Below are 24110 nucleotides of genomic sequence, written 5' to 3'. Positions count from 1 at the left end.
TGGAGCGGGTCCAGCGGTGCACGCGAATTGGGCGTGCGTGATTTCGGTGTTCAGCGGTGCTGGGTGGTGCGGCCGAGCGCAGGCCCGGCGATGGCGGTGAGGAGCAAGGCGGCCGCCCCGCAGCCGATCAGCTGCAGGACGATCGGATCCGCACCGGTCAGCAGCCCGGCGCTCTCGGCACCCGCGGCGGCCAGACAGATGAGGGCGGTGCTCCAGCTGAACCCGAAGGCGTTCAGCAGCAGCGCCAGCCAGAGCGAGCCGCCGAGGAGCAGCATCGCGCCGAGCTGCGGCACGCCGAGCGCGGGGGCGCCGGGCCACAGCACGGTCGTGGCGGCGTCCAGCGCGGCCACGGTGGTGAGGTAGATGAACAGGCAGCCGAGCAGGATCCCGCCGGTGCGGCGGGTGAACTGTCCGCTGGTGTGACTGGTGCGCAGCGCGGCCACGGCCATCGCCCGGTAGCGGAAGAGCAGCCACTCGGCGAGGCCGAGACTGAGCGTCAGCGCGATCATGGCCGGTCCGGTCGGGGTGGCCTTCGCGCCGTGCGCGGCGCCGGTCTGCACGGCCTGGTGGATGGTCTCGCCGAGGCCGGCGATCAGCGTGAGGGTGCCGCAGGCCAGGCCGAACAGCAGGTGCGGGACCTCCTGGCGGATCGGCAGCTTCAGCTCGACGGACTCCTTCTCGCCGCCGCGGATGCAGAACAGCAGCTCCCGGGCGGCCAGGCCGACCGCCAGCACCAGCGAGACGAGCAGCACGACCGTCCGCACGACCTGCGGGACGTCCGCGGCCAGCACCACGCCCGCGCCCACCGAGGCCGGAACCAGGGCCAGCAGCAGGAACTTCTCCCGCCCCAGCACCAGCAGGACGGTGGCCGCGCCCAGGTACAGCGACTGCCCGGCGGCGAAGAAGAGCGCGCCCAGCGGCCCGCCGACCACGTACGCCGCGGTGGACGCGACCAGTGCGCCCAGCGGCGCCCCGAGGGCCAGGCAGATCGCGGCCTCGCGGCGCCGCAGCCGGCCGAGCCAGCGGTACGAGCGGTGTGCCAGCGCCTGGTTGAAGCCCCAGCTGACCAGCGTCGCGACGGACAGCGCGAGCATGCCGGAGGGCAGGCCGAACCGCATCCGGGTGGCCGCGAACAGGTTGGCGCCGAGCAGGTAGCCGAGCCCGGGCAGGGCGAACACCAGGCCGCGCACGACGCAGCGCCAGGGGTCGGCCCGCCACGGGTTGGCGAACTCGGAGCTCGGGCCGGGATAGCGGCGCTCGACCTTCTCGAACAGCTCCTCGGCGAGGGTGAACGAGTCGGGGCGGCCGTACAGCAGGGCGGCCTGCTCGTCGGAAAGGCCGTCGGACTCCAGGAACGCGGCGATCTCGTACGGGTGGACGGCATCGGCGCAGATGTCGTGCAGCCGCTCGGCGAGCTCGTCCAGCGGGTCCGCGGAGAGGTCGAGCTGCTCCTCGGGCTCGGGCTGGGCCGGCAGGGCGGGGCGGCGACGCTTGAGCGGCAGGGTGCGCAGCTGCATCGTCCGCTCGGAGCCGCCCTCGTCCTCCACGAGCCGCAGGGGGCCACTCATGCTGCCACCTCGCTGCGCTCGGCGGCCGCTTCGCGGTACACGCACCTTTTGATGGTTCTCTCGCTCCGCTCGTTCACGCGCCCCCCGCTGTGCTCGGCGGCCACTTCGCGGTACACGCACCTCTCGATGGTTCTCTCGCTCCGCTCGTTCACGCGCCCACCTCGCTGTGCTGGGGCTGGGCGGCGGCGAGCTGCTGGTCCCAGTCGGTGGTGGGGGTCTGGTCGGTGACGGCCACCACGCCGTCCGGCATCCAGCGGGCGGTGCCGAGGAGTTCGGTGTAGATGCCCCGGAAGCCGTCGATGTTCTGGCGGAGCGTGAACTGTTCGATGACCCGCAGCCGGGCCTGTTCGCCCAGGCGGGCGCGCCGTTCGGCGTCGCGCAGCAGCTCGATCGCGGCGGCCGCCATCGGTTCGGGTTCGCGGGGAGGGACGACGAGTCCGGTGTCGCCGACGGCTTCGCGGACGCCGCCGACGTCGGTCGAGACGGTCGCGCGGCCGCAGGACATCGCCTCGATCAGGGTGAACGGGAAGCCCTCGCTGATGCTGGAGAGCATGACCACGTTGCCCGCCGCGTACGCGTCGGTGATGTCGGCGACGCGGCCCTCGAAGGCCACCGAGTCGGCGATGCCGAGTTCGGCGGCCAGGGCTATGCAGCCGTCCCGGTAGGCCTCGCCGCCCTTGGGGGTTCCGCCGAAGAGCCGCAGCCGCGCCTCGGGGATCTCACGGTGGACGATGGCGAAGGCCCGGATCAGCGTCTCCAGGTCCTTGATCGGGTCGACCCGGCCGGCCCAGCTGAGGGTCGGCGTCTCGGGTTCGGGACCGGCGGGCGGGAAGGCCGCCGGGTCCACGCCGTTGTAGACGGTGCGGATGTGGGCGGACGGCGTGCCGCCGCGCTCCTCCCAGCGCCGGTTGTACCGGTTGCCGGGGGTGACCAGCGCGGCCTGCCGGTAGCTCTCCTCGGCCAGCATCCGGTAGAAGCCGAGCAGCAGCGCCTTGACCGGCCAGCGGTACGGGCCGGTGCGGTAGCCGAGGTAGCGCTCGCGCAGGTAGATGCCGTGCTCGGTGAGCAGAAACGGTACGCCGTACTGCTGGGCGGCGATCAGCCCCGGCAGGGTGGCCAGCCCGCCGCTGGCGGCGTGCGCGACGCCGCCGGTGGGCGGTTCGACCGAGAGCGGCCGCAGGGCGTGCTCCAGCAGGTCGGTGGCGTTCAGGGCGTCGTGCATGGTGGGCCGGGAGACGGCGGTGGGCAGGTAGTCACGGGTCCAGACGTGCTGGAGGGTGCGCAGGGCGCGCTCGCTGCGCAGCGCCGGGCTGAGCAGCCCGCGCCGGGCGAGGTCGGCGAAGCCGTACAGCTCGGTGCCGAAGTGGGTGGTGTAGACCGGATCGAGGATGGAGTGGAGGAAGCGCTCGTACGCGTTGAGGAAGCGCCGCATCTCCTTGCCGCGGGGCGGTCCGGCCTCGGAGGCCGGACCCCACAGCGGTGCGGTCGTGACCGACCGCACGTTGGCGGGCAGTTCCCAGGCCAGCGGTTCCTGGCCGGTACCAGTGACGGCGATGACGTCGAAGTCGACGTCCGGCATGCCTTGAACGAGCTGGTCGCACCAGACACTCACACCGCCGTGCTGGTGCGGATACGTCCCCTCGGTGAGCAGGGTGACGCGCATCTCCTGTCCCCCCTCCTGTTCCTTGCTTCGGTGTCCGGTCTGGGTGGCCGGAACGGGACCCGAGGCAGGGCCGGACCGGGCGACCGGCCCGGCCCCGCCATCGGGTGCTGCGGGCTACCGGTTGCCGGAGCGTCCGGTGGTACTGGTGCCGAGCGAGGCCGCCCCCCCGGTGGCCTTACCGCTCTTGGCGGCAGCGGCGGTGCCGCCGCTGCCGTCGGTGGCGACGCCCTTGCCGGGCACCGGGGTTCCGCTACCGGGGACCAGGGTCGGGGCGCTGGTACGACCGGTGTCGCTCGGGCCCACCGGGACGGGAGTGGCGACGCCCTGCGGGACGACCTTCTTGTCCGCCGGGGCCGGGGCCGGGACGGACTTGGCCGCGACGCCGGGGGCGACGGCGGCCGGGGCGGCCGGGGTGCCGGCCGAGGGGAGCTGCAGGGAGACGCTGCTCTGCAGGGTGCCCGGGGACACCCAACCGGAGAGCGTACCGGCGTAGGACGAACCGAAGGCGGTCGATCCGATGACCAGCTTCTGAGAAGTTCCGGTCGGCATGGTGGCCTGGACCTGAACACCGGCCGGAGCGTTGACCGTGATGGTGTTGCCGACCCGGTAGCCGGTGACCTGGCCGGCCGAGATGGCCGAGTTCCAGGCGGCGCGGCGCTGGAACTCCAGGCCGATCTCGCGCTCGCCGAGGTTCACGATCGGGGTGTTGTCGGCGTGCAGCGACCGGTAGGTGCCGAGGATCTTCTCCAGCACCGGGTAGAGGATCCGGTCCTCGGACAGGTTCGACTGGTGGATGAAGTGTGGCCGCGGGTCGTTGCTCAGCACGTGCCCGAGGTCGATCCGGGCCTCCAGCGGCACGATGTACGACTGGAATCCGGTGTTGGCGTCCAGCGGCTGCGTCAGGCAGGTGGAGTTGGCGTTGTTCTCACAGACGCCGCTGCCGCCGTTGGCCTTGCTGGTGTAGATCCAGTTGTACTCGTCGGCCTCCTCCTTCGCCGTGCCGGCGTTGTAGAAGACGTTCATCGGGTAGCGCGGCACGGTCAGCGTGGACGAGCCGACGGTCCGCTGGGCGGGCTCGCGGGAGGCGTCGCTGCCGGTGAACTTGATGCCGTTGGCGGCCAGCGCCGGCGCCAGGTTCGGGTTGTCGCTGGTCTCCTGCGGGGCGGTCAGCAGACCGGAGTGCTCGCCGGTGACCAGGGCCTGCGGGTCGACCTTCAGGCCGTTCTTGGCGGCCCAGTCGAAGTTGTCCTTGATCTGGCCCGAGATGGTGTTCTGGTCGGTCCAGACGGTCTTGCCCGAGGAGTCCTTGGTGCAGCGCCACGGCACCACGGTGACGTCCTGGACGCAGCCCAGGTACGGGTGGGTGTAGGTGTGGTTGACCCAGCGGTAGCTGTTCTGGTCGGCGATCATCTGGTTGGCCGTGGGGTCCACCGTGGTCTGGTGGTCGGCCTTCCAGTCCTCGCTGCCGCCACCGTTGAACACCATGTCCAGGGTGAAGTTGTTGGCGGTCTGCCACTGCTTGAGGTGCTGGGCGTCGTCCGGCGTCATCCGGATCGGGCTGGCCGTGTCCGGGGTGCCGGGCGGGCAGGTGACGTCGCCGGGGGTGCACTTGAGCACGGTGTCCCAGCGGTCGTCGGCCAGGAAGACGTCGTCCACGTGGGCCGCGAAGTAGTTGCGGTCGTAGCCGAGGTGGACGCCCTGGGTGATCCAGTCGACCATGCCGCGGGCCAGCAGGCGGTACTGCTGCTGGTACTGGTTGTAGACGAACGTGACGACCAGTTCCTTGCGGCCGTCGTGGGTGTACTCGCCGACCAGCGAACCGCGCGAGGTGGTGCTCGGGATCGCGGCGTCGACCAGCGGGACGAACGAGGCGCCGGCCGGCAGGTTGGCCAGTGGCGTGGCCAGGTAACCGTAACTCTCGCTGACGGTCGGGTCGTTGTCCTCGAACGGAACGCTGCCCTTCAGGTACCCGAACGGGCCCGAAGTGCCGGCCGTGGTGGTGGCGCCCTGGAATCCGTCCAGCGTGCCGTAGTAACCGGGATTCACCGCGTAGTTCAGCCCCACCGCAGGACTGGCGAACGTGTACGCGTCGATCTGCCGGATTCCGAATGCGGCTTCGTAGCCCGCGATGGCCGTCATCTCGGCCGCACTGTTGGGGAAGGGGTTTTCGTTGGGAAGGACGATGCCCTGGTACTTCCCGCGGGGCTGGCCGTTCACCGTGTCGCTGAGGAAAGCGGAGTTGATGATGGGACGGTTGGTGTCGTTGAGGTTGACGACCTTGTACGGGGTGCCCTGGTTCTTGAGTTCGGCGGTGATCGCCGCGACCGACGGGCCTCCGTCGTCGATGACCAGGATGGTGAGGTCGATCCTGGGCGGCGTGTCGCCGTGGGCCAGGGTGGTCTGCAGGCCGCTGGCCAGCAGAACTGCCGCCGCGCACGCGGCAACTCTTCGGGTCGCTCGACCCATGGTGATCCTCCCCTTGGGTAGGCGCCTCGCTGCTCAGCGCTCGCCTGCCCTGTAGCTGTTCGCGGGCAGCAGGCTGCCCGGCGCCCATCCTGGTCGAGGGGGGCCTCTGCGAGGGACCAATTGGGCGAGAGTGCAGCGAACCTGTTACCAACGTTCATGGCGAAGCCATGAAGGCGCCGATTGTGACCGGAACCGGACCGGCCATGCAAATAATGAATTGAGAATGAAAAAGCGGAAGCTGAGAGCTACACCTGGTTACCGCCCGTGCGGCTTGGGCGGACCACCGGACACCTACACTGTCGTCGTCGCGCATGACACTCTTGCACATCTTGCCGACGCCTTGGGCAGGTTCATGCAATATCGGGCACCGCTGTGCCATGTGACAGTCCGAATATGCAATGGAGGTGCTCGTGCGGCCGATCGGCGGACCGAGTCCGGTGCAATCGGGGCCGGGCGGAAAGCGGTGCCGGAACCGGTCGAACGGCGCTGGTCGGGCGCAGTCCCGGACTGCGCGGTGCGCTCAACGACCGTGATCCCGACGGCTATTGGACGGTCGACGGGCGGGCGCCGCGGCCCTGTGCAGTGATGGCCTGAACCATGTCATTACCGACGAGTTCGGCCCGCTGCGCGCACGCCGTCGGCGCCGACCGCGGAACCGTCCTCGCCGACTACCTGCGCACCGTCGAGCGCGCCCGTCGAACGCGCCACCGCAGTGGCCGGCCCGGGCGATGGACGACGCCGTCCTGGCAGGCTGACGCGCAGCCTGCCAGGACGGCGACGGAGGGCTTCCCTGGGCTTGTCAGCCCTCGCTGATCAGGCCCTCACGGAGCTGGGTCAGCGTCCTGGTGAGCAGCCGGGAGACGTGCATCTGGGAGATGCCGATCTCCTCGCCGATCTGCGACTGGGTGAGGTTGCCGAAGAACCGCAGCATGATGATCCGGCGCTCGCGCGGCGGCAGCTTGGCCAGCAGCGGCTTCAGCGACTCCCGGTACTCGACGCCTTCCAGCGCGAGGTCCTCGTAGCCGAGCCGCTCGGCCAGCGGTCCGTCGCCGTCCTCCTCGCTGGGGCTGGAGTCGAGCGAGCTGGCGGTGTACGCGTTGCCCACCGCGAGGCCCTCGACCACGTCCTCCTCGCTGACCCCGAGGCAGGTGGCCAGCTCGGCGACGGTGGGGGAGCGGTCCAGCCGCTGGGACAGGTCGTCACCGACCTTGGTGAGCGCCAGCCGCAGCTCCTGGAGCCGCCGGGGCACCCGGACCGACCAGCTGGTGTCCCGGAAGAAGCGCTTGATCTCGCCCACCACGGTGGGCATCGCGAAGGTGGGGAACTCCACCCCGCGCTCGGGGTCGAACCGGTCGATCGCCTTGATCAGGCCGATGGTGCCGACCTGGACGATGTCCTCCATCGGCTCGTTGCGGCTGCGGAAGCGCGCCGAGGCGTACCGGACCAGCGGCAGGTTGAGCTCGATCAGGGTGTCGCGGACGTACGTGTGCTCCGCGCTGCCCGGTTCCAGGGCGGCCAGCCGCAGGAACAGCGAGCGCGACAGCGTCCGGGTGTCCAGCCCGGAGCCGGGCGGCGCCTCGGGCCCGGGCGGCGCGGCGGCCGGGACCCGCTGGAGCGGGATCCGGTCCTCGGCGACAGCCGTACCGTTGGCCTGACCAGCGTGGATCTCCGCAGTGCCCAGCTCTCCGGACATGCGCCCACCCCCTTGTGACTGACAGTTGAACGGGGGCCGTCGCACGGAGGTTCCCGGCGGGGGCCCTCCCCCTCCATACCGGAACACGGTCCACGGCAAACCCGAACGTCGCAAGATGTCACGCGAGGGTAACGCGCTGCAATCTCAGTCTTCCCAGGAGTTGCCGGTCCGAAGCCTCGTCAGGATGCGGGAGAGCAGCCGCGAGACGTGCATCTGGGACATCCCCAGCTCGGTGCTGATCTGCGACTGGGTCAGGTTGGCGAAGAACCGCAGCATCACGATCCGCCGCTCCCGCTCGGGCAGCTGGACCAGCAGGTGGCGGACCATGTCCCGGTGCTCGACCTCGGCCAGCGCGGAGTCCTCGTAGCCGAGCCGGTCCAGCAGGGCGAGCCCGCCCTCGTGCTCCTGCGCCGCTTCCAGCGAGGCCGCGTTGTAGGCCCGCCCGGCGTCCAGGCAGGCCCGGACGTCCTCCTCGGGGATCCGCAGGCTGGCGGCGATCTCCGGCACCTTGGGGGCCCGGCCGTGCAGCACCGTCAGCTCCTCCATCGCGCCGCTGACCTGGACCCACAGCTCCTGGAGCCGGCGCGGGACGTGCATGGTGCGGACGTTGTCCCGGAAGTAGCGCTTGATCTCGCCGAGGATGGTCGGCAGTGCGTAGGTGGGGAACTGGACGCCGCGGGTGGGGTCGAAGCGGTCGATCGCGTTGATCAGGCCGATGGTGCCGACCTGGACGACGTCCTCCATCGGCTCGCTGCGGCTGCGGAAGCGGGTGGCCGCGTAGCGGACCAGGGGGATGTTCACCTCGATCAGGGCGGCCCGGACCCGCTCCCGCTCGGGGGTGCCCGGGGGCAGCTCCGCGAGCCGTTCGAACAGCACCCGGGTCAGCGTCCGGACGTCCACCGCGGGGCGGCCGCCGGGGCCGCGCAGACCGTCCGGGCGGAGCTCGCCGGCCGGGCTGATGATCGACGCCAGTACCTCGTCGGACACGTCACCCCTCCCTCAGTCGATAACGAAGGGCCCTGCGGATCGGGTGTCGCGGCTGCTTCACCACCTCGCCATGTCCGGCAAAACCGGTCATAGCATCACAAGGCGGGCGCAGGTCGGGCAAGCACCCGGCGGAGGTGTGTTGGTGCGGGGTCGGGGCTTCACCGGGCTTCCCGCCCAGGCGCCGCACGGATCGTTCCGGGGCGGAGCAAGGCGCCCCGTCCGGTGGCCGGACGGGGCGCGGCGGGCCGTCCGAGGGACGGACCCGGGTGCCTCGGGTATCAGACCTCGATGTCGGCGATCACCCAGGTGGCGAATTCGCGCCACTGACCGGCCGCGGCCTGATGGGCCGGGTGGGTCAGGTACGCGTGCAGGGCGTCGCGGTCCTCGACCAGGCTGTTGATCGCGTAGTCGTGGGCGATGTCCCGCTCGGTGGTGTTCCAGCCGCACTCCCACTCGCGCAGCTCGGGGATCAGCGAACCCAGCTCGGCGAACGCCTTGGCGCCGGCGAGCGCGCGCTCGTCGTCCTTGCGGACGCCTTCGTTGAGCTTGAACAGGACCAGATGCCGGATCACGATTGCCGCTCCTCGCGGACGGGGACAGAGGGTCCCGCACACCGTAGCCGGTGCGCCGGGGCGGGACGACGGGCCCTACGCGACCGGACGGCTCACTTGATCAGCCCGGTCATGAAGGTGCCGACCGCCTTGGCCGCGTTCGAGATGCCCTCGAAGCCCAGTTGGACGAGCTGGGCGGAGCGGGCCGGCGAGCTGATGATCGAGTAGAGGACGAAGATGAGCAGGAGGGCCATGCCGATCTTCTTCGCCTGCGCCATCGGGTGTCGTCCTCTCCTGCTGTGGGCCGCCGCCATCCGGGTCCCCGAGCGGCCCTGCGGAAGCAGCTTATCCATCGGACGGGCTATCAAGTGTGCGACGCGTTCGCCCGGCGGGACGAAGGTCCCCGTGAGTGGGGCCTTTCTCCGGATGCCCGGAAACGTCCCGGGCGGCAGGATGGGAGACGTGCCGAGGATCTGGCAGGAATCCCCGGTGCGTGGATCCGGAGTTCCCCGCTGTGGGACCGGGCGCCGCGGCTTCCCCCCGACGCGGCGCCGGTTGTGGGACTCCGCCGGGGGAGCGGTCGTCCCCCCGAGCCGCTCCCCCTTTCCAGGCTCCGTACTCTCCGGGCGTTGGTGGTCATCAGCCCGGAGTACGGAGCCCTTTTCGCGTTCGAGGGTGCGCGGAAACGCCGAGGGCCCGTCCGGATCGGACGGGCCCTCGGGCTCTACAGCGGTAGCGGTGGGATTCGAACCCACGGTGGAGTTGCCCCCACACACGCTTTCGAGGCGTGCTCCTTTGGCCGCTCGGACACGCTACCGAGGGGAACTCTACCGGACGGGTGGCGCGGTCACGAAATCCGTATGGCCGGGCGGCCGACGGGGGAGCCGGCGGCGGAAGTCGGCGCCGGACGTCAGCGGTGGGACTCGAAGAACTCGCGCAGCTGCTCGCCGCACTCGTCGGCGAGGACGCCCCAGACCACCTCGGGGCGGTGGTTGAGCCGGCGGTCGCGCATCACGTCGAAGAGCGAGCCGGCCGCGCCGGCCTTCTCGTCGAGGGCGCCGTAGACCACCCGGTCGATCCGGGACAGCACGATGGCGCCGGCGCACATCGTGCAGGGCTCCAGGGTGACGACCAGGGTGCAGCCGCTGAGCCGCCACTCCCCGATCCGTTCGGCCGCCTGCCGGATCGCGACCACCTCGGCGTGCGCGGTCGGGTCGCCGACCGCCTCGCGCTCGTTGTGGCCGCGCCCGACCACCTCGCCGCCCGGGCCCAGGACGAGCGCCCCGACCGGGACGTCGCCGGTGGCCGGCGCCAGGGCGGCCTCGGCGATGGCGAGGCGCATCGGCGCCGCCCAGCGGTCACGGACCGGGTCGGGGCGGTCGGGGGCGGGCAGCGGGGCGATGCGGGGGACGGCCTGCGGGGCGGATGCGGACTGCATGGCATCCAGTGTCGGGTATCCGGCGGTGGGCACCGGCCTGGTCACCGCCCGCTACCGGACCGCCTCCAGGACCTCGCCGCAGCCGAGGGCCTCGGCGATCTCCTCCAGGGCGTCGCCCGGGACGGCGCCCTCGCCGCTGAGGGCGAGCAGCTCCTCGGCGGCCAGGCCGAACTCGGTGAGCAGGTGGGCGTCGCCGAGCGGGCCGACCGGGACGCCGCTGCGGGCGTCCTCGTCCTGCTCCTGCGTCTCCTCGTCCTCCTCCAGCTCGACGACCAGGTGGTCCAGGTCGCCGAACTCGCTCTCACCGGCCTGGTCGACCAGCTCGTCGGTGAGGACGGAGCCGTAGGAGCTGCGGGCGGCGGCGGCGCCGTCGGACACGAAGATCCGCGGGTCCTCCTCGCCGTCCACCCGGACGATGGCGAACCAGGCGTCCTCCTGTTCGATGAAGATCAGGACGCTGTCGTCGTCCTGCGTGGAGTCGCGGGCCAGTTCGGTCAGGTCGGCGAGGGTTTCGACGTCGTCGAGCTCCGTCTCGCTCACATCCCACCCGTCCTCGGTGCGAGCAAGCACTGCAGCGAAGTACGCCACCAGGGACACTCCCAAGATCTCGGTCTCGGCTGTCGGCGCGCTCGGGCAACGCGAAAATCTGGCCGCCCCCGCGCCAGAGGCGGTCCGCTCGTTCGGACCGTCCCATCGGAATCGTGACAGAAAGCCCGCCCTTGCGGGGGGTGTTCGGCAGCGCGTCTTTGCAGGTCGTGTCGGAAGGTCCGGCCGGCGGCCGGTGTGGCGCCGGCGCCACCGCCCGGGGCCCGTCGGATCCGGACCGGCCGGTCGGCGGAGCCGCGGGGGGAGCCGCGCCGGAACCGCTTCGGATGCTCGTCAGATCCGGAAGGTTCGCATCCGCATGGCTTCGCGCATCCGCCGTTCCTTGGTCCGCCGGGGCTGGACCCGCTCCCGGAGTTCGCGGGCCTCGGTGAGCTCGCGCAGGAAGACGGCCCGCCGCCTGCGGCGGTCCGCCTCGGTCTCCGGGGGGTCCTGTGGCGGGCCGGGGCGATTGCCCGACCGGCCTGCGGGCTCGTCCGCCGAGCCGTCCCCGGCGTTCGGGTTGCTCGTCATAAGACGTGACATTCCCAGATCAGCCCGGTTGATACCACAGGAGGCGCTTCCGTCCGGACATTCGCGGGGCGCCACGGCGCGGCACGGCCGGGTGCACCCCGGCGACGGGGCGGTCGGCACGCGGCGAGTCGTACAGGCGTGCAGACCCGGGCTAACCTCGATACATGCGTCTCCACGTCGTCGACCACCCCCTGGTGGCCCACAAGCTCTCCACCCTGCGCGACGAGCGCACCGACTCGCCGACCTTCCGTCGCCTGACCGACGAGCTGGTGACCCTCCTCGCCTACGAGGCCACCCGGGACGTCCGCACCGACGAGGTGGAGATCACCACCCCCGTGGCGGTCACGCTCGGCACCCGCCTCAGCTACCCCCGCCCCCTGGTCGTGCCGATCCTGCGCGCCGGTCTCGGCATGCTGGACGGGATGACCCGACTGCTGCCGACCGCCGAGGTCGGCTTCCTCGGCATGGTGCGCAACGAGGAGACCCTGGAGGCCTCCACCTACGCCACCCGGATGCCGGACGACCTCTCCGGCCGCCAGGTCTACGTGCTCGACCCGATGCTGGCCACCGGCGGCACCCTCGTCGCGGCGATCAAGATGCTGATCGAGCGCGGCGCCACCGACGTCACCGCCGTGGTGCTGCTGGCCGCCCCCGAGGGCGTCGAGGTGATGAAGCGCGAGCTGGCCGGCCTGCCGGTCACCGTCGTCACCGCCGCCCTGGACGAGCGGCTCAACGAGAACGGCTACATCGTGCCCGGCCTCGGCGACGCGGGCGACCGCCTGTACGGCACCGCCGGCTGAGCGAATCCCCCGAACGGACGAGAGCCCCCCGGCGCGGTGCCGGGGGGCTCTCCTGTTGTCGCGCGGGACGACCGGCCTCAGCAGCTGCCGGTGGCGGTCGGGGTGGGGGACGGCTTGGTCGCGAGGGCGAGGGCGGCTGCCGCCTGGGTCTCGTCCAGCAGGGCGTTGTAGCTGTCGCCGACCACGAAGTCCACGGTGCCGTCGGTGCGGGCGTCGGCGGTGGTGGTGGCGCCGGCGATCTGCGAGCCGAGCAGGGTGGCGGCGCCGGCGCCGGCCGGGCCGGCGATCACCTGGGCGGTGCCGGGCACCTTCTTGTCCAGTTCGGCCGGGGCGTTGCCGACCTTGCCGATGGTGAAGCCGCGCTTCTTGAGCTCCTCGGCGGTCCGGCCGGCCAGGCCGCCCTTGGTGGTGGCGTTGTAGACGTTCACCGTGACGCCGGCCGGCTGCGGGATCGCGTGCGGGTCGCCCGGGGCAGCGGGGGCGCCGGAGGCGGTGGGAGCACCTGGCGTGGCGCCCGGGGAGGGGGCGGCCAGCGGCTTGCCCGACGGGGTCACGCAGGCCTGGGCGGAGGAGTTCTTGTTCTTCCCGCTGAAGATGTCGTAGAGCTGGACGCCGCCGAGGCCGATCAGGGCCAGGGCGAGCAGGCTCGCGAGCCCGGAGATCACCTTGCGGCTCTTCCTCGGGGGCCGGCCGAGTCGTGGATAGGCGTTGCCGGTGACGCGGTACTGCTTCCCCTTGAGGCCTTGGGGAGTCAACATGCTCACGGTTTGTCTCCCCCTCGTGCCAGGGCGGGGTCGGGATGACGGATCGGCTGGTGCGGGTGGATCCCGTGGTGCGGGCGGATCCCCTGGTCGCGGCCGTAGTCAGCAGCGTAGTGCCGTCAGGCTGCGAAGGTACTAAATGATCATCATCTGGAGTACGCCGGTACCCGAAAGGAGGTACCCGGGTACGCGCGGACCGCCCTCCGCCGGATGGCGAGGGGGCGGTCCAGGAGCCCGTGCAGAGGGTCCGTCATTCCATTTCGAGGACCCGGGCGTGCAGCACCTGGCGCTGCTGCAGCGCGGCCCGCACCGCCCGGTGCAGTCCGTCCTCCAGGTACAGGTCGCCGCGCCACTTCACCACGTGCGCGAAGAGGTCCCCGTAGAAGGTCGAGTCCTCGGCGAGCAGGGTTTCGAGGTCGAGTTGCCCCTTGGTGGTCACCAGCTGGTCGAGCCGCACCGGGCGTGGGGCGACGTCAGCCCACTGGCGGGTGCTCGTCCGGCCGTGATCCGGGTACGGCCGCCCATTGCCGATGCGCTTGAAGATCACACGGAAAGCCTACCGTTTGGGCGGCGGATGGCGCAGCCGCCGCGACGCCGCCACGCGCTCGGGTGTGAGCTGCGGGAGGGCGATTGCGGCTGTTTGATGGGAAATGTCGCGAACATCGCCCGGTTCCGATCGGGACACGGCCCGCCCGGGACCGGGTTCCGGGCCCGCCCCGCCTCCCCGCACCGCCCAGGAGAGTGCCCCGATGTCCTCCGCCCCCACCCCGCCGGCCGTCCGGGAGATCGCCGACGGGTACGCCTTCACCGGGCCCGCCCTCGACCTCGGCGCGGTGCTGCTGGACGGCACCGCCTACCCGGACGCCCAGGTGTGCATCCCGCTCGGGGTGCTCAACCGGCACGGGCTGGTCGCCGGCGCCACCGGCACCGGCAAGACCAAGACCCTCCAGCTGATCGCCGAACAGCTCTCCGCCCAGGGCGTGCCGGTGTTCCTCGCCGACGTCAAGGGGGACGTCTCCGGCGTCGCCGCGCCCGGCGCGCCGAGCGAGCGCACCGCCGCCCGCGCGGCCGAGGTCGGGCAGCAGTGGACCCCGCAGGGCTGCCCGGTCGAGTTCTACTCGCTCGGCGGCCAGGGCGCCGGGATCCCGATCCGCGCCACCGTCACCAGCTTCGGGCCGCTGCTGCTCGCCAAGGTGCTCGACCTGAACGAGACCCAGGAGTCCTCGCTCAGCCTGGTGTTCCACTACGCCGACACCAAGGGCCTGGAGCTGTACGACCTCAAGGACCTCACCGCCGTCATCGCCTTCCTCGCCTCGCCCGAGGGCAAGGAGGAGCTGAGGACCATCGGCGGCCTCTCGTCGGCCACCGCCGGGGTGATCCTGCGCGCGCTCACCGTGCTGGAGAACGAGGGCGCCGGGGCGTTCTTCGGCGAGCCCGAGTTCGACACCGCCGAACTGCTGCGGACCGCCCCGGACGGCCGGGGCGTCGTCTCGGTGCTGGAACTGCCCGCCGTCCAGGACCGGCCGCGGCTGTTCTCCACCTTCCTGATGTGGCTGCTCGCCGACCTCTACCAGGAACTGCCCGAGATCGGCGACCTGGACAAGCCCAAGCTGGTGTTCTTCTTCGACGAGGCGCACCTGCTGTTCAAGGGCGCCTCCAAGGCCTTCCTGGAGGCCATCACCCAGACCGTCCGGCTGATCCGCTCGAAGGCCGTGGGCATCTTCTTCGTCACCCAATCCCCGCGCGACGTCCCCTCCGACGTGCTCGCGCAGCTGGGCAACCGGGTGCAGCACGCGCTGCGCGCCTTCACCCCGGACGACGCCAAGGCGCTCAAGGCCACCGTCTCGACCTTCCCGCGCTCCTCCTACGACCTCGGCGCGGTGCTCACCTCGCTCGGCACCGGCGAGGCCGTGGTGACCGTGCTCTCCGAGAAGGGCGCGCCGACGCCGGTCGCGGCCACCCGGCTGCGGGCGCCGCAGTCCCTGATGGGGCCGATCGAGGCGGGCGCGCTGCGGGCCGTCGTCGACGCCTCGCCGCTGACGGCGCGCTACCGGGACGCGATCGACCGGGAGTCGGCGTACGAGAAGCTGGCGGCGCGGGCGGCGCGGGCGCCCAGGCCGGAGGCCGCCGCACCGGCCAGGGCGCCGAAGGAGCGGGAGCCCGCCCCGCGGCGGGAGGAGCCGAAGGGGGCGGGCGGGCTGCTCGATTCGCTGCTCAGCAACCCGACGGTGAAGTCCCTGGCGCGTTCGGCCGGGAAGCAGCTCGGGCAGGAGATCTCGCGCAGCCTGTTCGGGACGTCCAAGCGGCGGCGGTAGCGGCCGGGCCCCGCACGGTGGGGGTGGGCGCCTAGCCGGCCAGGGCGGCGCCGATCCGGTCGAGCGAGGACAGCCGCATCAGGCCGTAGTTGTAGAACTCCACCTCGGGGACGCCCAGTTCGCGCAGGGTGGCGATCTTGGCGGCGAGGTTCGCCGGACCGTCGCAGTCCGAGGCCATCGGCCGCAGGATCACCGCCATGTCCTGGGGGCGGACGCCGTGCAGGGCGAACGCGGCGATCTTCTCCCGGACGGCCTCCGGGGTCTTCGCGTAGCCGAGCGTCTCGATCTGGTCGGTCGCCTTGGCGAGCGCGGGCAGGTCGATGCCGGACAGCCAGCCCTTGCCCGGGCCGGCGCCGTCCATGAAGCTCAGCCGCATGCCGTGGCGCCGGGCCTCCTCGGTCAGTTCGGCGGCCAGCGTGGTGACGGTGGTGGTGGCGGCGTCCAGGTAGGCGGCCAGGGCGCCGTCCGCGAGCGCGCTCAGGTCCGCGGGTTCGGCGGCGGCCGCCTCGTCGGCCAGCCGGCGGCGCAGCTCGGTGCGGACGGCCTCCGCGACCTCCTCCGCCGGGACGCCCGCGCGGGTGGCGGCGGCGCGGCAGTGCGGGCAGAAGCAGATGCCGAGCAGCGCCTCGGCGCCCGCGCCCAGCTCCTCGAAGTAGCGCTCGTGGTGGTAGCCGTGGCGCAGACCGTGGAAGTGCAGGGACTCGGCCCGGATCGCGTCCACGCCGTACCGGGCCAGCTCGGTGACCAGGGTCCGTGCGTACTCCCGGACCTCCGGGTGGGCCGGGCAGAGCTCGGTGAGGTGGCGGTCGCCGAAGGCGTTGGCCGGGGCGCAGTCCGGGTGGGTGAAGCCGAGCCGGTCGTTGTGGCAGAACACCGTCCAGGCGTGCAGCTTCAGCCCCCGGCGGCGGGTCTCGGCGGCGGCCTCGGCGAAGGGGTCGCGGTCGCCGATCGCGGTGGAGGGCACGGGCGCCAGCCGACGGCCCTGCCAGCGGGCCGGATCGGGGCGGAAGTAGGCCGCGCCCGGCTCCAGGTAGCGGATCACCCGGCGGGGGTTGTGCGGGAAGACGTCCCGGGCCTCGTGGTAGACCGAGGCGAGGGTGACGCCGCCGACCCCGGCGCGGTCGGTGAGGTTGCCGAAGAAGGTGTCGGCGCCCTCGTCGAGCAGGTCGGTGGCGAAGGCGAGGACGGACGACTCCACGGTGCGGCTCCGGAGCTGGGGGCGGGTGCGCTGTCCACGCTAGCCGCAGGCGCCTGATTGGTCTATACCTGGCAATTCGAGCGGACCGGGCCCGAACGAGGGGCGGCCGGATCGGGGCGGCCGGACCGGACGGGCCCCCACTACAGTGAGCCGTGTCCGTCAGGCCGTGTCCGACAGTGCGTGCCCGTCGGACCGTGTCCTTCAGCGTCCTTCAGCGTCCTTCAGCCCGAGGCCGTTCACGGCCCGTTGAGAGGTGACCACCCCATGAGCGTTCGTCCGCCGCTGCCGTACGACTTCCTGCCGCAGGTGCCGTCCTTCCCGCTGACCAGCCAGGACATCACCGACGGCGGCACACTGGCCGGGGAGTTCAGCCACGCCGGAGGCAACCGGTCGCCGCAGCTGGCCTGGTCGGGCCTGCCCGAGGGCACCCGGAGCATCGCCGTCACCTGCTACGACCCGGACGCGCCCACCGGCTCCGGCTGGTGGCACTGGCTCGCCCTCAACCTGCCCGCCGACACGGTCGAACTGCCGCGCGGCGCCGGCTCCTCGGACGACGACCTGCCCGGCGCGGCCTCCTTCCACGGCCGCAACGACTTCCCCGGCCACCAGTACGACGGCGCCGCCCCGCCGCCCGGCGCCCCGCACCGGTACGTGTTCGCGGTGCACGCCCTGGACGTCGAGAAGCTGGACGTCTCCGCCGACACCCCGGCGGCCCAGATCGGCTTCCACCTGACCTTCCACACGCTGGGGCGGGCGCTGCTCACCGCCGAGTACGGGGTCTGAGCACGGGGGCCACGATCCGGTCGAGGTCCGGCGGCTGCCCGAGGAGGCCCGGTCGGCCGGTCGCAGGGCCGTGGCCTGGACGGTCGGGCCGGCCGGGGAACCGGCCCTCCTGGTGGTGCCGGAGCAGCACCTGGCGCCGGCCGGATCCTGGCCGCCGGTCCGGCTGCCGTTCGACGGCGAGGTGGTCGTGGCCGCGCCGCAGGGGGAGTGGCGGGTGCCGCTGTCCGGCGTCTCCTGCTCGCCCGACCACCTAGGGCTGCTGCCGGGCGGCCGGGTGCTGCTGGATCGACGCGGTCGACCGGCGGTCGACCACCCTGCCGTGCCTGGTCCGGCTGCCGGTCGGCTTCGCGGTCCACGGCGGTCAGGGCGTCTTCTTGTCCAGCAGCGGCGAGTTGACCTGGTACCAGCTGATCGGCGAGGAGTGGAAGCAGACCCGGCGCCGGCAGCTGAGCGTGCCCGGCGCGCTCGACCGGGTGCGGGCGCACGGCCGGGACGGCGCGCTGTGGTTCCGCGCGGGGGACTGTCTGGTACCGGATCGAGGCCTAACCGTCTACGCGGGTGGCCCGGTCGGCGCGGGCGGCCAGGGTGCGCAGGTGGGTGATCAGCTCCGGGGGCTCGTGCACGTCGAACTCGCAGTCCAGCGTCAGCAGCCGCACCGCCGTCCACTCCAAGGAGTCCGTGCGGGAGCGCAGCCGACAGCGGTGCTCGTCGATCGGCTCGATCTCGGAGTCCCCCCGGTCGAAGTGCCGTCGGACGTTCGCGGCCGGGGCGTGCACGGTGGCGATCACGGCGCGGGCCGGTGACTGGCGGCGCAGCTTGCCCGCCACGTACGCGGCGGCGTCCTCGGCCGGGAGCGGGCGCGGGGTGAAGTGGGCGCCGGTGGCGCGGGGTTCGCTGAGCCGGTCGACGCGGAAGAGCCGCCAGTCGTCCCGGTCCAGGTCGTAGCCGACCAGGTACCAGCGGCGGCCGGCCGAGACCAGCCGCTCGGGTTCGACGTTGCGCCTGGTCTCGGCGCCGTCGCCGGCCCGGTAGGCGAAGCGCAGCCGTTCCCGGTTGGTGACGGCGCCGGCGAGCACGGTGAGGTCGTCCGGGTCGACGGTCGGGCCGTCGCCGGTGAGCAGCGGCACGGTGGCGGTGTTGAGCGCGCCCACCCGGTGCCGCAGGCGGCCCGGCAGCACCTGGAGCAGCTTGCCGAGGGCGCGGACCGAGGCCTCCTCGATGCCGACCACCGCGTGCCCGGCGGCCGCCCGCAGTCCGACCGCGATGGCGACGGCCTCCTCGTCGTCCAGCAGCAGCGGCGGCATCGCCGTCCCCGCGACCAGCCGGTAGCCGCCGACCGCGCCCATGGTGGCCTGCACCGGGTAGCCGAGGTCGCGCAGCCGGTCGATGTCGCGCCGGATCGTCCGGGGGCTGACGCCGAGCCGTTCGGCGAGTTCGCTGCCGGGCCACTCGCGCGGGGTCTGCAGCAGGGACAGCAGGTTCAGCAGCCGTGCGGGGGTGTCCGTCATGCCGTCCAGGATGCCGGACAACTGGGACAGGATCTGACCTATATGCCCCGTACCCTCGTGGACGTGCCGACGAGCAGTGCGAGCAGCGCGAGCAGGACGAGCAGGACGAATGAGGAGTACCGAATGAAGACCGCGGACGCGGACCGACGGAGGTGGATCGCGCTGGCGATCGTGATGGTCGCCTCCTTCATGGACCTGGTGGACGTCACCATCGTCAACATCGCCATCCCCAGCATCCAGGAGGACACCGGCGCCTCCTTCAGCGCCATCCAGTGGGTCACCGGCGGTTACGCGCTGGCCTTCGCGATCGGGCTGATCACCGGCGGCCGGCTGGGCGACATCTACGGCCGCAAGCGGCTGTTCCTGATCGGCATCGGCGGGTTCACCGTGGCGTCCGCGCTGTGCGGCCTGGCCTCCGGCCCCGAGATGCTGGTCGGGATGCGGGTGCTCCAGGGCGGCACGGCGGCCATGATGGTGCCGCAGGTGCTGTCGATCATCCACGCGACCTTCCCGGCGGAGGAGCGCGGCAAGGTGTTCGGCATGTTCGGAGCGGTGGTCGGGCTGGGCGCCGTCTCCGGGCCGCTGATCGGCGCGCTGCTCACCGAGTGGGACCTGTTCGGCCTGGCCTGGCGCCCGATCTTCCTGATCAACCTGCCGGTCGGCATCGCCGGGCTGCTGCTCGGGCGCCGCTTCATCGACGAGTCGAAGGCCGAGCGGGCGCTCAAGCTGGACCTGGTCGGGGTGGCGCTGGCGAGCGTCGGCCTGCTGATGCTGATCTACCCGCTGACGCACGGGCGGGAGGCCGGCTGGCCGCTCTGGGGCTACCTGTCGATGGCCGGCAGCCTGGTGGTGTTCGCGCTGTTCGTGGCGTACGAGAAGGCCAAGACGCGGCGGGACGGCTCGCCGCTGGTCGAGCTGTCGCTGTTCCGGGTGAAGAGCTTCGCGGCCGGTATCGGCGTGCAACTGGCCTTCGGGGTGGTCTGCGGGATCTTCTTCCTGGTCTGGACGCTGTACATGCAGCTGGGCCTCGGCTGGAGCCCGCTCAAGGCCGGTTCCACCGGCATCCCGTTCTCGCTCGCCGTCTCGGCCGCGGCCGGGCTGTCCGTGCAGAAGCTGGTGCCCCGGTTCGGGCGCCGGGTGCTCCAGACCGGCGCGCTGGTGATGGCGGCGGGTGTGCTGACGTACATCTGGGAGGCGGACCGGTACGGGACGGCGATCGCGCCCTGGCAGATGGCGCTGCCACTGGTGGTGATGGGCCTGGGGATGGGCCTGATCGTCGCGCCGATCACCGACGCGATCCTGGCGGAGGTGCCGCGCGCGCACGCCGGTTCGGCGTCGGGGCTGATCAACACCGTCCAGCAGATGGGGAACGCGCTGGGGCTCGCGCTGGTGTCGGTGGCCTTCTTCGGGGCGATGGACGACGTGGTCGCGCCGGAGGCGATGGGCACCGCGTTCGGCGGGGCGTTCGTCCACGCGATGTGGTGGGTCGCGGGGGCGCTGCTGGTGGTGTTCCTGCTGATGTTCGCGCTGCCGCGGCGCAAGGCGGTCGCGCAGGCCGACGCGGATGCGGTGGGTGCGGGGGATGCGGGGGATGCGCAGGCGACGGCGGGTGCGGCGGATCCGACGGACGAGCGGGAGCCCGTCCTGGCCTGACGGGCACTGGTGAGGGCCCCGGTCGCGCGGTGCGACCGGGGCCCTCGGCGCATCCTGGGAGGGCCGTGGACCGTACGGCGGTGGACTCCTCGGCGGCTCGGCAACGGCTCCCGGCCGGCCGGGCGATCGGCTTTCAGCGCGCCCCGGCCGTGCTCACCGCCGTCGTCCGGGGCGTGGTCTTCGCCGCGGACTTGGCCTCCTTCGCGGCGCGCTTCATCTCCTGCTTGAACTCCCGGACCAGGTCGAGGGATTCGGGCCCGGTGATGTCGGCGACCGAGCGGTGCGCGCCCTCCTCGCCGTACACGCCGGCCGCCTCGCGCCAGCCCTCCGGCCGCACGCCGTACTGCTTGCCGAGCAGGGCCAGGAAGATCTGCGACTTCTGTTTGCCGAAACCGGGCAGGGCGTTGAGGCGGCTGAGCAGCTCCTTGCCGGTGCGGGTGTCCTTCCAGAGTGCGGCGGCGTCGGCGTCGTACTGCGCCACCAGGAACTGGCAGAGCTGCTGGACCCGTTTGGCCATCGCGGCCGGGTAGCGGTGCACGGCGGGCTTCGCGGACAGCAGGGCGACGAACTCCTCCGGGTTGTACACGGCGATCTCCCGGGCGTCCAGGTCGTTCCGTCCGAGCCGCTGGGCGATGGTCAGCGGACCGGTGAACGCCCATTCCATCGGCACCTGTTGGTCGAGCAACATGCCGACGAGCGCGGCCAGCGCACTCCGTCCGAGCAGTTCGTCGGCCTCGGGCTGCTGTGCGAGCCGGACGGTGACGTTCATGGGCTTGCCCTCCTCGGAGTTGACGTCGGGTCGGCGCCCAGTCTGGTGGACGGGGCGGGGGCGGGGGCGGTCAACACGCCCGTAGCAGGGGAAGTCTTGGAGTTCCAGGGCCTTGGCGCAGCTGGCTTGTTCGTTGGCGGAGCGACCGCCTGGGATACCAGCTCCGGCGGTCGGGAGAGCCGACGGAATACTTTTTGCCCGCTTCGGGTGGCGAGGAGGCGGGCGGCGCGGGCGGGCTGGAGGGAGGTAGGTCATCTTGTATGACTGTTTCTGTTGCGCCGGTGCGGCGACCTGCCGGCGGGTCATTCTTGGTGCAATCGACGCGTCCAGAAAGGCTCGCCCGCCGTGACCCAGCCGTTCGAACTGCCGTCCTTCTACGTGCCGCACCCGGCACGCCTCAACCCCCACCTGGACGAGGCCCGGGCCCATTCCTCCGTCTGGGCACGGGAGATGGGCATGCTGGAGGGCTCCGGCATCTGGGACCAGGCCGACCTGGACGCCCACGACTACGGTCTGCTCTGCGCCTACACCCACCCCGACGCCTCCGCCGAGGCGCTCTCGCTGGTCACCGACTGGTACGTGTGGGTCTTCTTCTTCGACGACCACTTCCTCGACATGTTCAAGCGCACCAACGACCGCGAGGCCGGCAAGGCGCACCTCGACCGGCTGCCGCTGTTCATGCCGGCCGACCCGGCCACCCCGATGCCGGAGCCGGAGAACCCGGTCGAGGCGGGCCTGGCCGACCTGTGGCGGCGCACCGTGCCGGTGATGGGCGAGGACTGGCGGATCCGCTTCGCCGAGAGCACCCGCAACCTGCTCAACGAGTCGCTCTGGGAGCTCGCCAACATCAACGCCGGCCGGGTCTCCAACCCGGTCGAGTACATCGAGATGCGCCGCAAGGTGGGCGGTGCGCCCTGGTCCGCCCAACTGGTCGAGTACGCGGCCGGCGCCGAGGTCCCGAAGGAGGTCTCCGGCTCGCGCGCGCTGCGGGTGCTGATGGACGCCTTCTCGGACGGCGTGCACCTGCGCAACGACATCTTCTCCTACCAGCGGGAGGTGGAGGACGAGGGCGAGCTGAGCAACGGCATCCTGGTGCTGGAGAAGTTCCTGGAGTGCTCCACCCAGGAAGCCGCCGAGGCGGTCAACGACCTGCTCACCTCGCGGCTCCAGCAGTTCGAGAACACCGTGTTCACCGAACTGCCCGTGCTGTTCGCCGAGACCGGGCTCGCTCCCGAGGGCCGCGCCCGGGTGCTGGCGTACGTCAAGGGCCTCCAGGACTGGCAGTCCGGCGGCCACGAGTGGCACATGCGCTCCAGCCGGTACATGAACGGCGGTGGTGCGGCGGCCGGTTCGGGCGGCGGCGTCGCGGCGGGGACGGGCGGCGCGCTGCCCGGCACCGGCAACTGGTGGGACCCGTTCGCGATCGGCGGGGTGGGCACCTCGGCGCTGGACATCCTGCGCAGCGGGGCGATGGGCGGCGGTGGACCTGCGGCCGGTCCGGCCGGTTCGGGCGGCCCGGGCGGCGTCGGACCGGCCGTTCGGCGGGCCCGGTCGCACGGCCACGTGCCGTACCAGGCCGTCGGGCCGTCCCAACTGCCGGAGTTCAAGCTGCCGTTCGAGGCCACGCTGAGCCCGCACCTGGACGGCGCGCGGGACCGGGTGATCGAGTGGGCCGCGCGGATGGGCCTGCTGGAAGAGCAGCCCGGCATCCCCGGATCCGGCATCTGGGACGCCGAGTCCATGCGGGACTACGACCTCCCGCTCTGCGCGGCCGGCATCCACCCGGACGCCACCGCCGACCAACTCGACGTCTCCTCCGCCTGGTTGGCCTGGGGCACCTGGGCCGACGACTACTACCCGGTGGTCTTCGGCCGCACCCGCGACCTGGCCGGCGCCAAGCTCGCCACCGAGCGGCTCCCGCTGTTCATGCCGGTGGACGGCAGCCCCGCGCCCGAGCCCGCCAACGCCCTGGAACGCGGCCTCGCCGACATCTGGGAGCGCACCGCCGGCCCGATGACGGCCGACGCCCGGCGGAAGTTCCGCCAGACCGTCGAGGACATGACCGCGAGCTGGATCTGGGAGCTCAACAACCAGGTGCAGAACCGGATCCCGGACCCGGTGGACTACCTGGAGATGCGCCGCGCCACCTTCGGCTCCGACCTCACCATGAGCCTGTGCCGGCTCGCCCACGGCCAGGTCGTGCCGCCCGCGGTGTACGAGCACGGCTCGATGCGCTCGCTGGAGAACTCGGCCGCGGACTACGCGTGCATGATGAACGACCTGTTCTCGTACCAGAAGGAGATCGAGTACGAGGGCGAGGTGCACAACGCCGTCCTGGTGGTGCAGAACTTCTTCAACTGCGACTACCCGTCGGCGGTCCGGATCGTCGACGACCTGATGCACTCCCGGCTGGACCAGTTCCAGCACGTCGCGGGGAAGGAACTCCCCGTCCTGTACGACGACTTCGCGCTGGAGCCGGAGGCGAGGGAGCTGCTGGACGGGTACGTGGAGGAGCTGGAGAACTGGCTCGCGGGCATCCTGGTCTGGCACCGGGACTGCCGCCGGTACCGCGAGGAGGACCTGCTGCGGCACTTCGGCGCGGAGCGGGAGCTCAAGGCGGGGGCGGCGGTGAAGGAACTGCCCGGGCCCGCCGCCTTCCCGGTCGGCCCGACCGGCCTGGGCACGGCCTCGCTGCGCCTGCCGCGAGCCGGTGCGGCCCCGGCCGCCGGGGTGGCGGCCCTGGGCTGACCGGCGGGCGGACCAGCCCACGGCGCACCCGTGCGGGCCGATCCCGCGCGGGTGCGCCCGGTACTGGCTAGGGTGGCCGGACGGGGGCCGGGT

At 72.1% G+C, this 24110-nt stretch carries 21 protein-coding genes and 1 tRNA gene; 5 read left to right on the top strand and 17 right to left on the bottom strand.

Annotated features, from left to right (window positions below):
- Positions 1-50: 50 nt before the first annotated feature.
- From AB0O82_RS02460 to AB0O82_RS02405, 12 genes are all read right to left on the bottom strand, one after another.
- Positions 51-1568 carry a hypothetical protein gene (locus tag AB0O82_RS02460; protein ID WP_363579762.1) on the bottom strand — a complete coding sequence of 506 codons (1518 nt, stop codon included), beginning with the start codon at positions 1566-1568 and terminating at the stop codon, positions 51-53.
- Positions 1565-1720: a hypothetical protein gene (locus AB0O82_RS02455; RefSeq protein WP_363579761.1), complete on the bottom strand. Its 156-nt coding sequence runs from the start codon at positions 1718-1720 to the stop codon at positions 1565-1567. Before AB0O82_RS02455 ends, AB0O82_RS02460 begins: the two co-directional genes overlap by 4 nt.
- Positions 1717-3231, bottom strand: coding sequence for a GT4 family glycosyltransferase PelF (gene pelF / locus AB0O82_RS02450; protein ID WP_350876425.1), 1515 nt, complete (start codon positions 3229-3231; stop codon positions 1717-1719). Before pelF ends, AB0O82_RS02455 begins: the two co-directional genes overlap by 4 nt.
- A gap of 114 nt (positions 3232-3345) precedes the next feature.
- Positions 3346-5697 (bottom strand): hypothetical protein, encoded by a 2352-nt coding sequence (locus AB0O82_RS02445; protein WP_363579760.1) that lies wholly within the window; start codon positions 5695-5697, stop codon positions 3346-3348.
- A 799-nt stretch (positions 5698-6496) separates the two neighbouring features.
- Positions 6497-7390 (bottom strand): RNA polymerase sigma factor SigF, encoded by an 894-nt coding sequence (locus AB0O82_RS02440; RefSeq protein ID WP_363579759.1) that lies wholly within the window; start codon positions 7388-7390, stop codon positions 6497-6499.
- Between the two features lie 144 nt (positions 7391-7534).
- Positions 7535-8317: an RNA polymerase sigma factor SigF gene (locus AB0O82_RS02435; protein ID WP_244293642.1), complete on the bottom strand. Its 783-nt coding sequence runs from the start codon at positions 8315-8317 to the stop codon at positions 7535-7537.
- Between the two features lie 338 nt (positions 8318-8655).
- Positions 8656-8949: a Dabb family protein gene (locus AB0O82_RS02430; protein ID WP_063348630.1), complete on the bottom strand. Its 294-nt coding sequence runs from the start codon at positions 8947-8949 to the stop codon at positions 8656-8658.
- Positions 8950-9041: 92 nt separating this feature from the next.
- Positions 9042-9206: a hypothetical protein gene (locus AB0O82_RS02425; RefSeq protein WP_167745863.1), complete on the bottom strand. Its 165-nt coding sequence runs from the start codon at positions 9204-9206 to the stop codon at positions 9042-9044.
- Positions 9207-9658: 452 nt separating this feature from the next.
- Positions 9659-9745 (bottom strand) — tRNA-Ser (locus AB0O82_RS02420).
- 93 nt (positions 9746-9838) lie between these two features.
- Complete coding sequence (tadA, locus tag AB0O82_RS02415) at positions 9839-10366, bottom strand: tRNA adenosine(34) deaminase TadA (protein ID WP_363579758.1); 528 nt, start codon at positions 10364-10366, stop codon at positions 9839-9841.
- Positions 10367-10417: 51 nt separating this feature from the next.
- Entirely contained in the window at positions 10418-10954 is a 537-nt protein-coding gene (locus AB0O82_RS02410) for a tRNA adenosine deaminase-associated protein (RefSeq protein ID WP_363579757.1), read from the bottom strand.
- 291 nt (positions 10955-11245) lie between these two features.
- A complete protein-coding gene (locus tag AB0O82_RS02405; protein ID WP_063348632.1) occupies positions 11246-11482 on the bottom strand; it encodes a hypothetical protein in 237 nt (78 codons plus the stop codon).
- A gap of 164 nt (positions 11483-11646) precedes the next feature.
- Here AB0O82_RS02405 and upp point away from each other — a divergent pair, with 164 nt between their 5' ends.
- A complete protein-coding gene (upp, locus tag AB0O82_RS02400; RefSeq protein WP_350876411.1) occupies positions 11647-12282 on the top strand; it encodes a uracil phosphoribosyltransferase in 636 nt (211 codons plus the stop codon).
- Between the two features lie 77 nt (positions 12283-12359).
- Here upp and AB0O82_RS02395 read toward each other — a convergent pair whose 3' ends face one another.
- Together AB0O82_RS02395 and AB0O82_RS02390 are read right to left on the bottom strand one after the other, a co-directional pair.
- On the bottom strand, positions 12360-13040 hold the full coding sequence (locus tag AB0O82_RS02395) for a LytR C-terminal domain-containing protein (protein ID WP_363579930.1): 681 nt from the start codon (positions 13038-13040) through the stop codon (positions 12360-12362).
- Between the two features lie 253 nt (positions 13041-13293).
- Positions 13294-13590 (bottom strand): type II toxin-antitoxin system VapB family antitoxin, encoded by a 297-nt coding sequence (locus AB0O82_RS02390; RefSeq protein ID WP_063348635.1) that lies wholly within the window; start codon positions 13588-13590, stop codon positions 13294-13296.
- Between the two features lie 202 nt (positions 13591-13792).
- On the opposite strand from AB0O82_RS02390, the gene AB0O82_RS02385 reads away from it, so the two are divergent.
- Complete coding sequence (locus AB0O82_RS02385; RefSeq protein ID WP_363579756.1) at positions 13793-15358, top strand: helicase HerA-like domain-containing protein; 1566 nt, start codon at positions 13793-13795, stop codon at positions 15356-15358.
- Positions 15359-15389: 31 nt separating this feature from the next.
- Here AB0O82_RS02385 and AB0O82_RS02380 read toward each other — a convergent pair whose 3' ends face one another.
- The gene (locus tag AB0O82_RS02380; RefSeq protein WP_363579755.1) at positions 15390-16556 is read right to left on the bottom strand and encodes a hypothetical protein; all 1167 of its coding nucleotides are present in this window, start codon (positions 16554-16556) and stop codon (positions 15390-15392) included.
- Between the two features lie 264 nt (positions 16557-16820).
- On the opposite strand from AB0O82_RS02380, the gene AB0O82_RS02375 reads away from it, so the two are divergent.
- On the top strand, positions 16821-17339 hold the full coding sequence (locus AB0O82_RS02375) for a YbhB/YbcL family Raf kinase inhibitor-like protein (RefSeq protein WP_363579754.1): 519 nt from the start codon (positions 16821-16823) through the stop codon (positions 17337-17339).
- Between the two features lie 542 nt (positions 17340-17881).
- Here the strand turns inward: AB0O82_RS02375 and AB0O82_RS02370 are convergent.
- Entirely contained in the window at positions 17882-18847 is a 966-nt protein-coding gene (locus AB0O82_RS02370) for a YafY family protein (RefSeq protein ID WP_363579929.1), read from the bottom strand.
- A 123-nt stretch (positions 18848-18970) separates the two neighbouring features.
- Between AB0O82_RS02370 and AB0O82_RS02365 the strand changes: the two genes are divergently transcribed.
- A complete protein-coding gene (locus tag AB0O82_RS02365; protein WP_363579753.1) occupies positions 18971-20500 on the top strand; it encodes an MFS transporter in 1530 nt (509 codons plus the stop codon).
- Between the two features lie 133 nt (positions 20501-20633).
- On the opposite strand, the gene AB0O82_RS02360 is transcribed toward AB0O82_RS02365, so the two are convergent.
- Positions 20634-21269: an HhH-GPD-type base excision DNA repair protein gene (locus tag AB0O82_RS02360; RefSeq protein ID WP_350876398.1), complete on the bottom strand. Its 636-nt coding sequence runs from the start codon at positions 21267-21269 to the stop codon at positions 20634-20636.
- 345 nt (positions 21270-21614) lie between these two features.
- Here AB0O82_RS02360 and AB0O82_RS02355 point away from each other — a divergent pair, with 345 nt between their 5' ends.
- The gene (locus AB0O82_RS02355; protein ID WP_363579752.1) at positions 21615-24017 is read left to right on the top strand and encodes a terpene synthase family protein; all 2403 of its coding nucleotides are present in this window, start codon (positions 21615-21617) and stop codon (positions 24015-24017) included.
- The last annotated feature ends 93 nt before the right edge of the window (positions 24018-24110 follow it).

The organism is Kitasatospora sp. NPDC088264, assembly GCF_040685715.1.
In the GTDB taxonomy this organism is placed as follows: domain Bacteria; phylum Actinomycetota; class Actinomycetes; order Streptomycetales; family Streptomycetaceae; genus Kitasatospora.
This window is presented reverse-complemented; position numbering and strand designations above follow the sequence as displayed.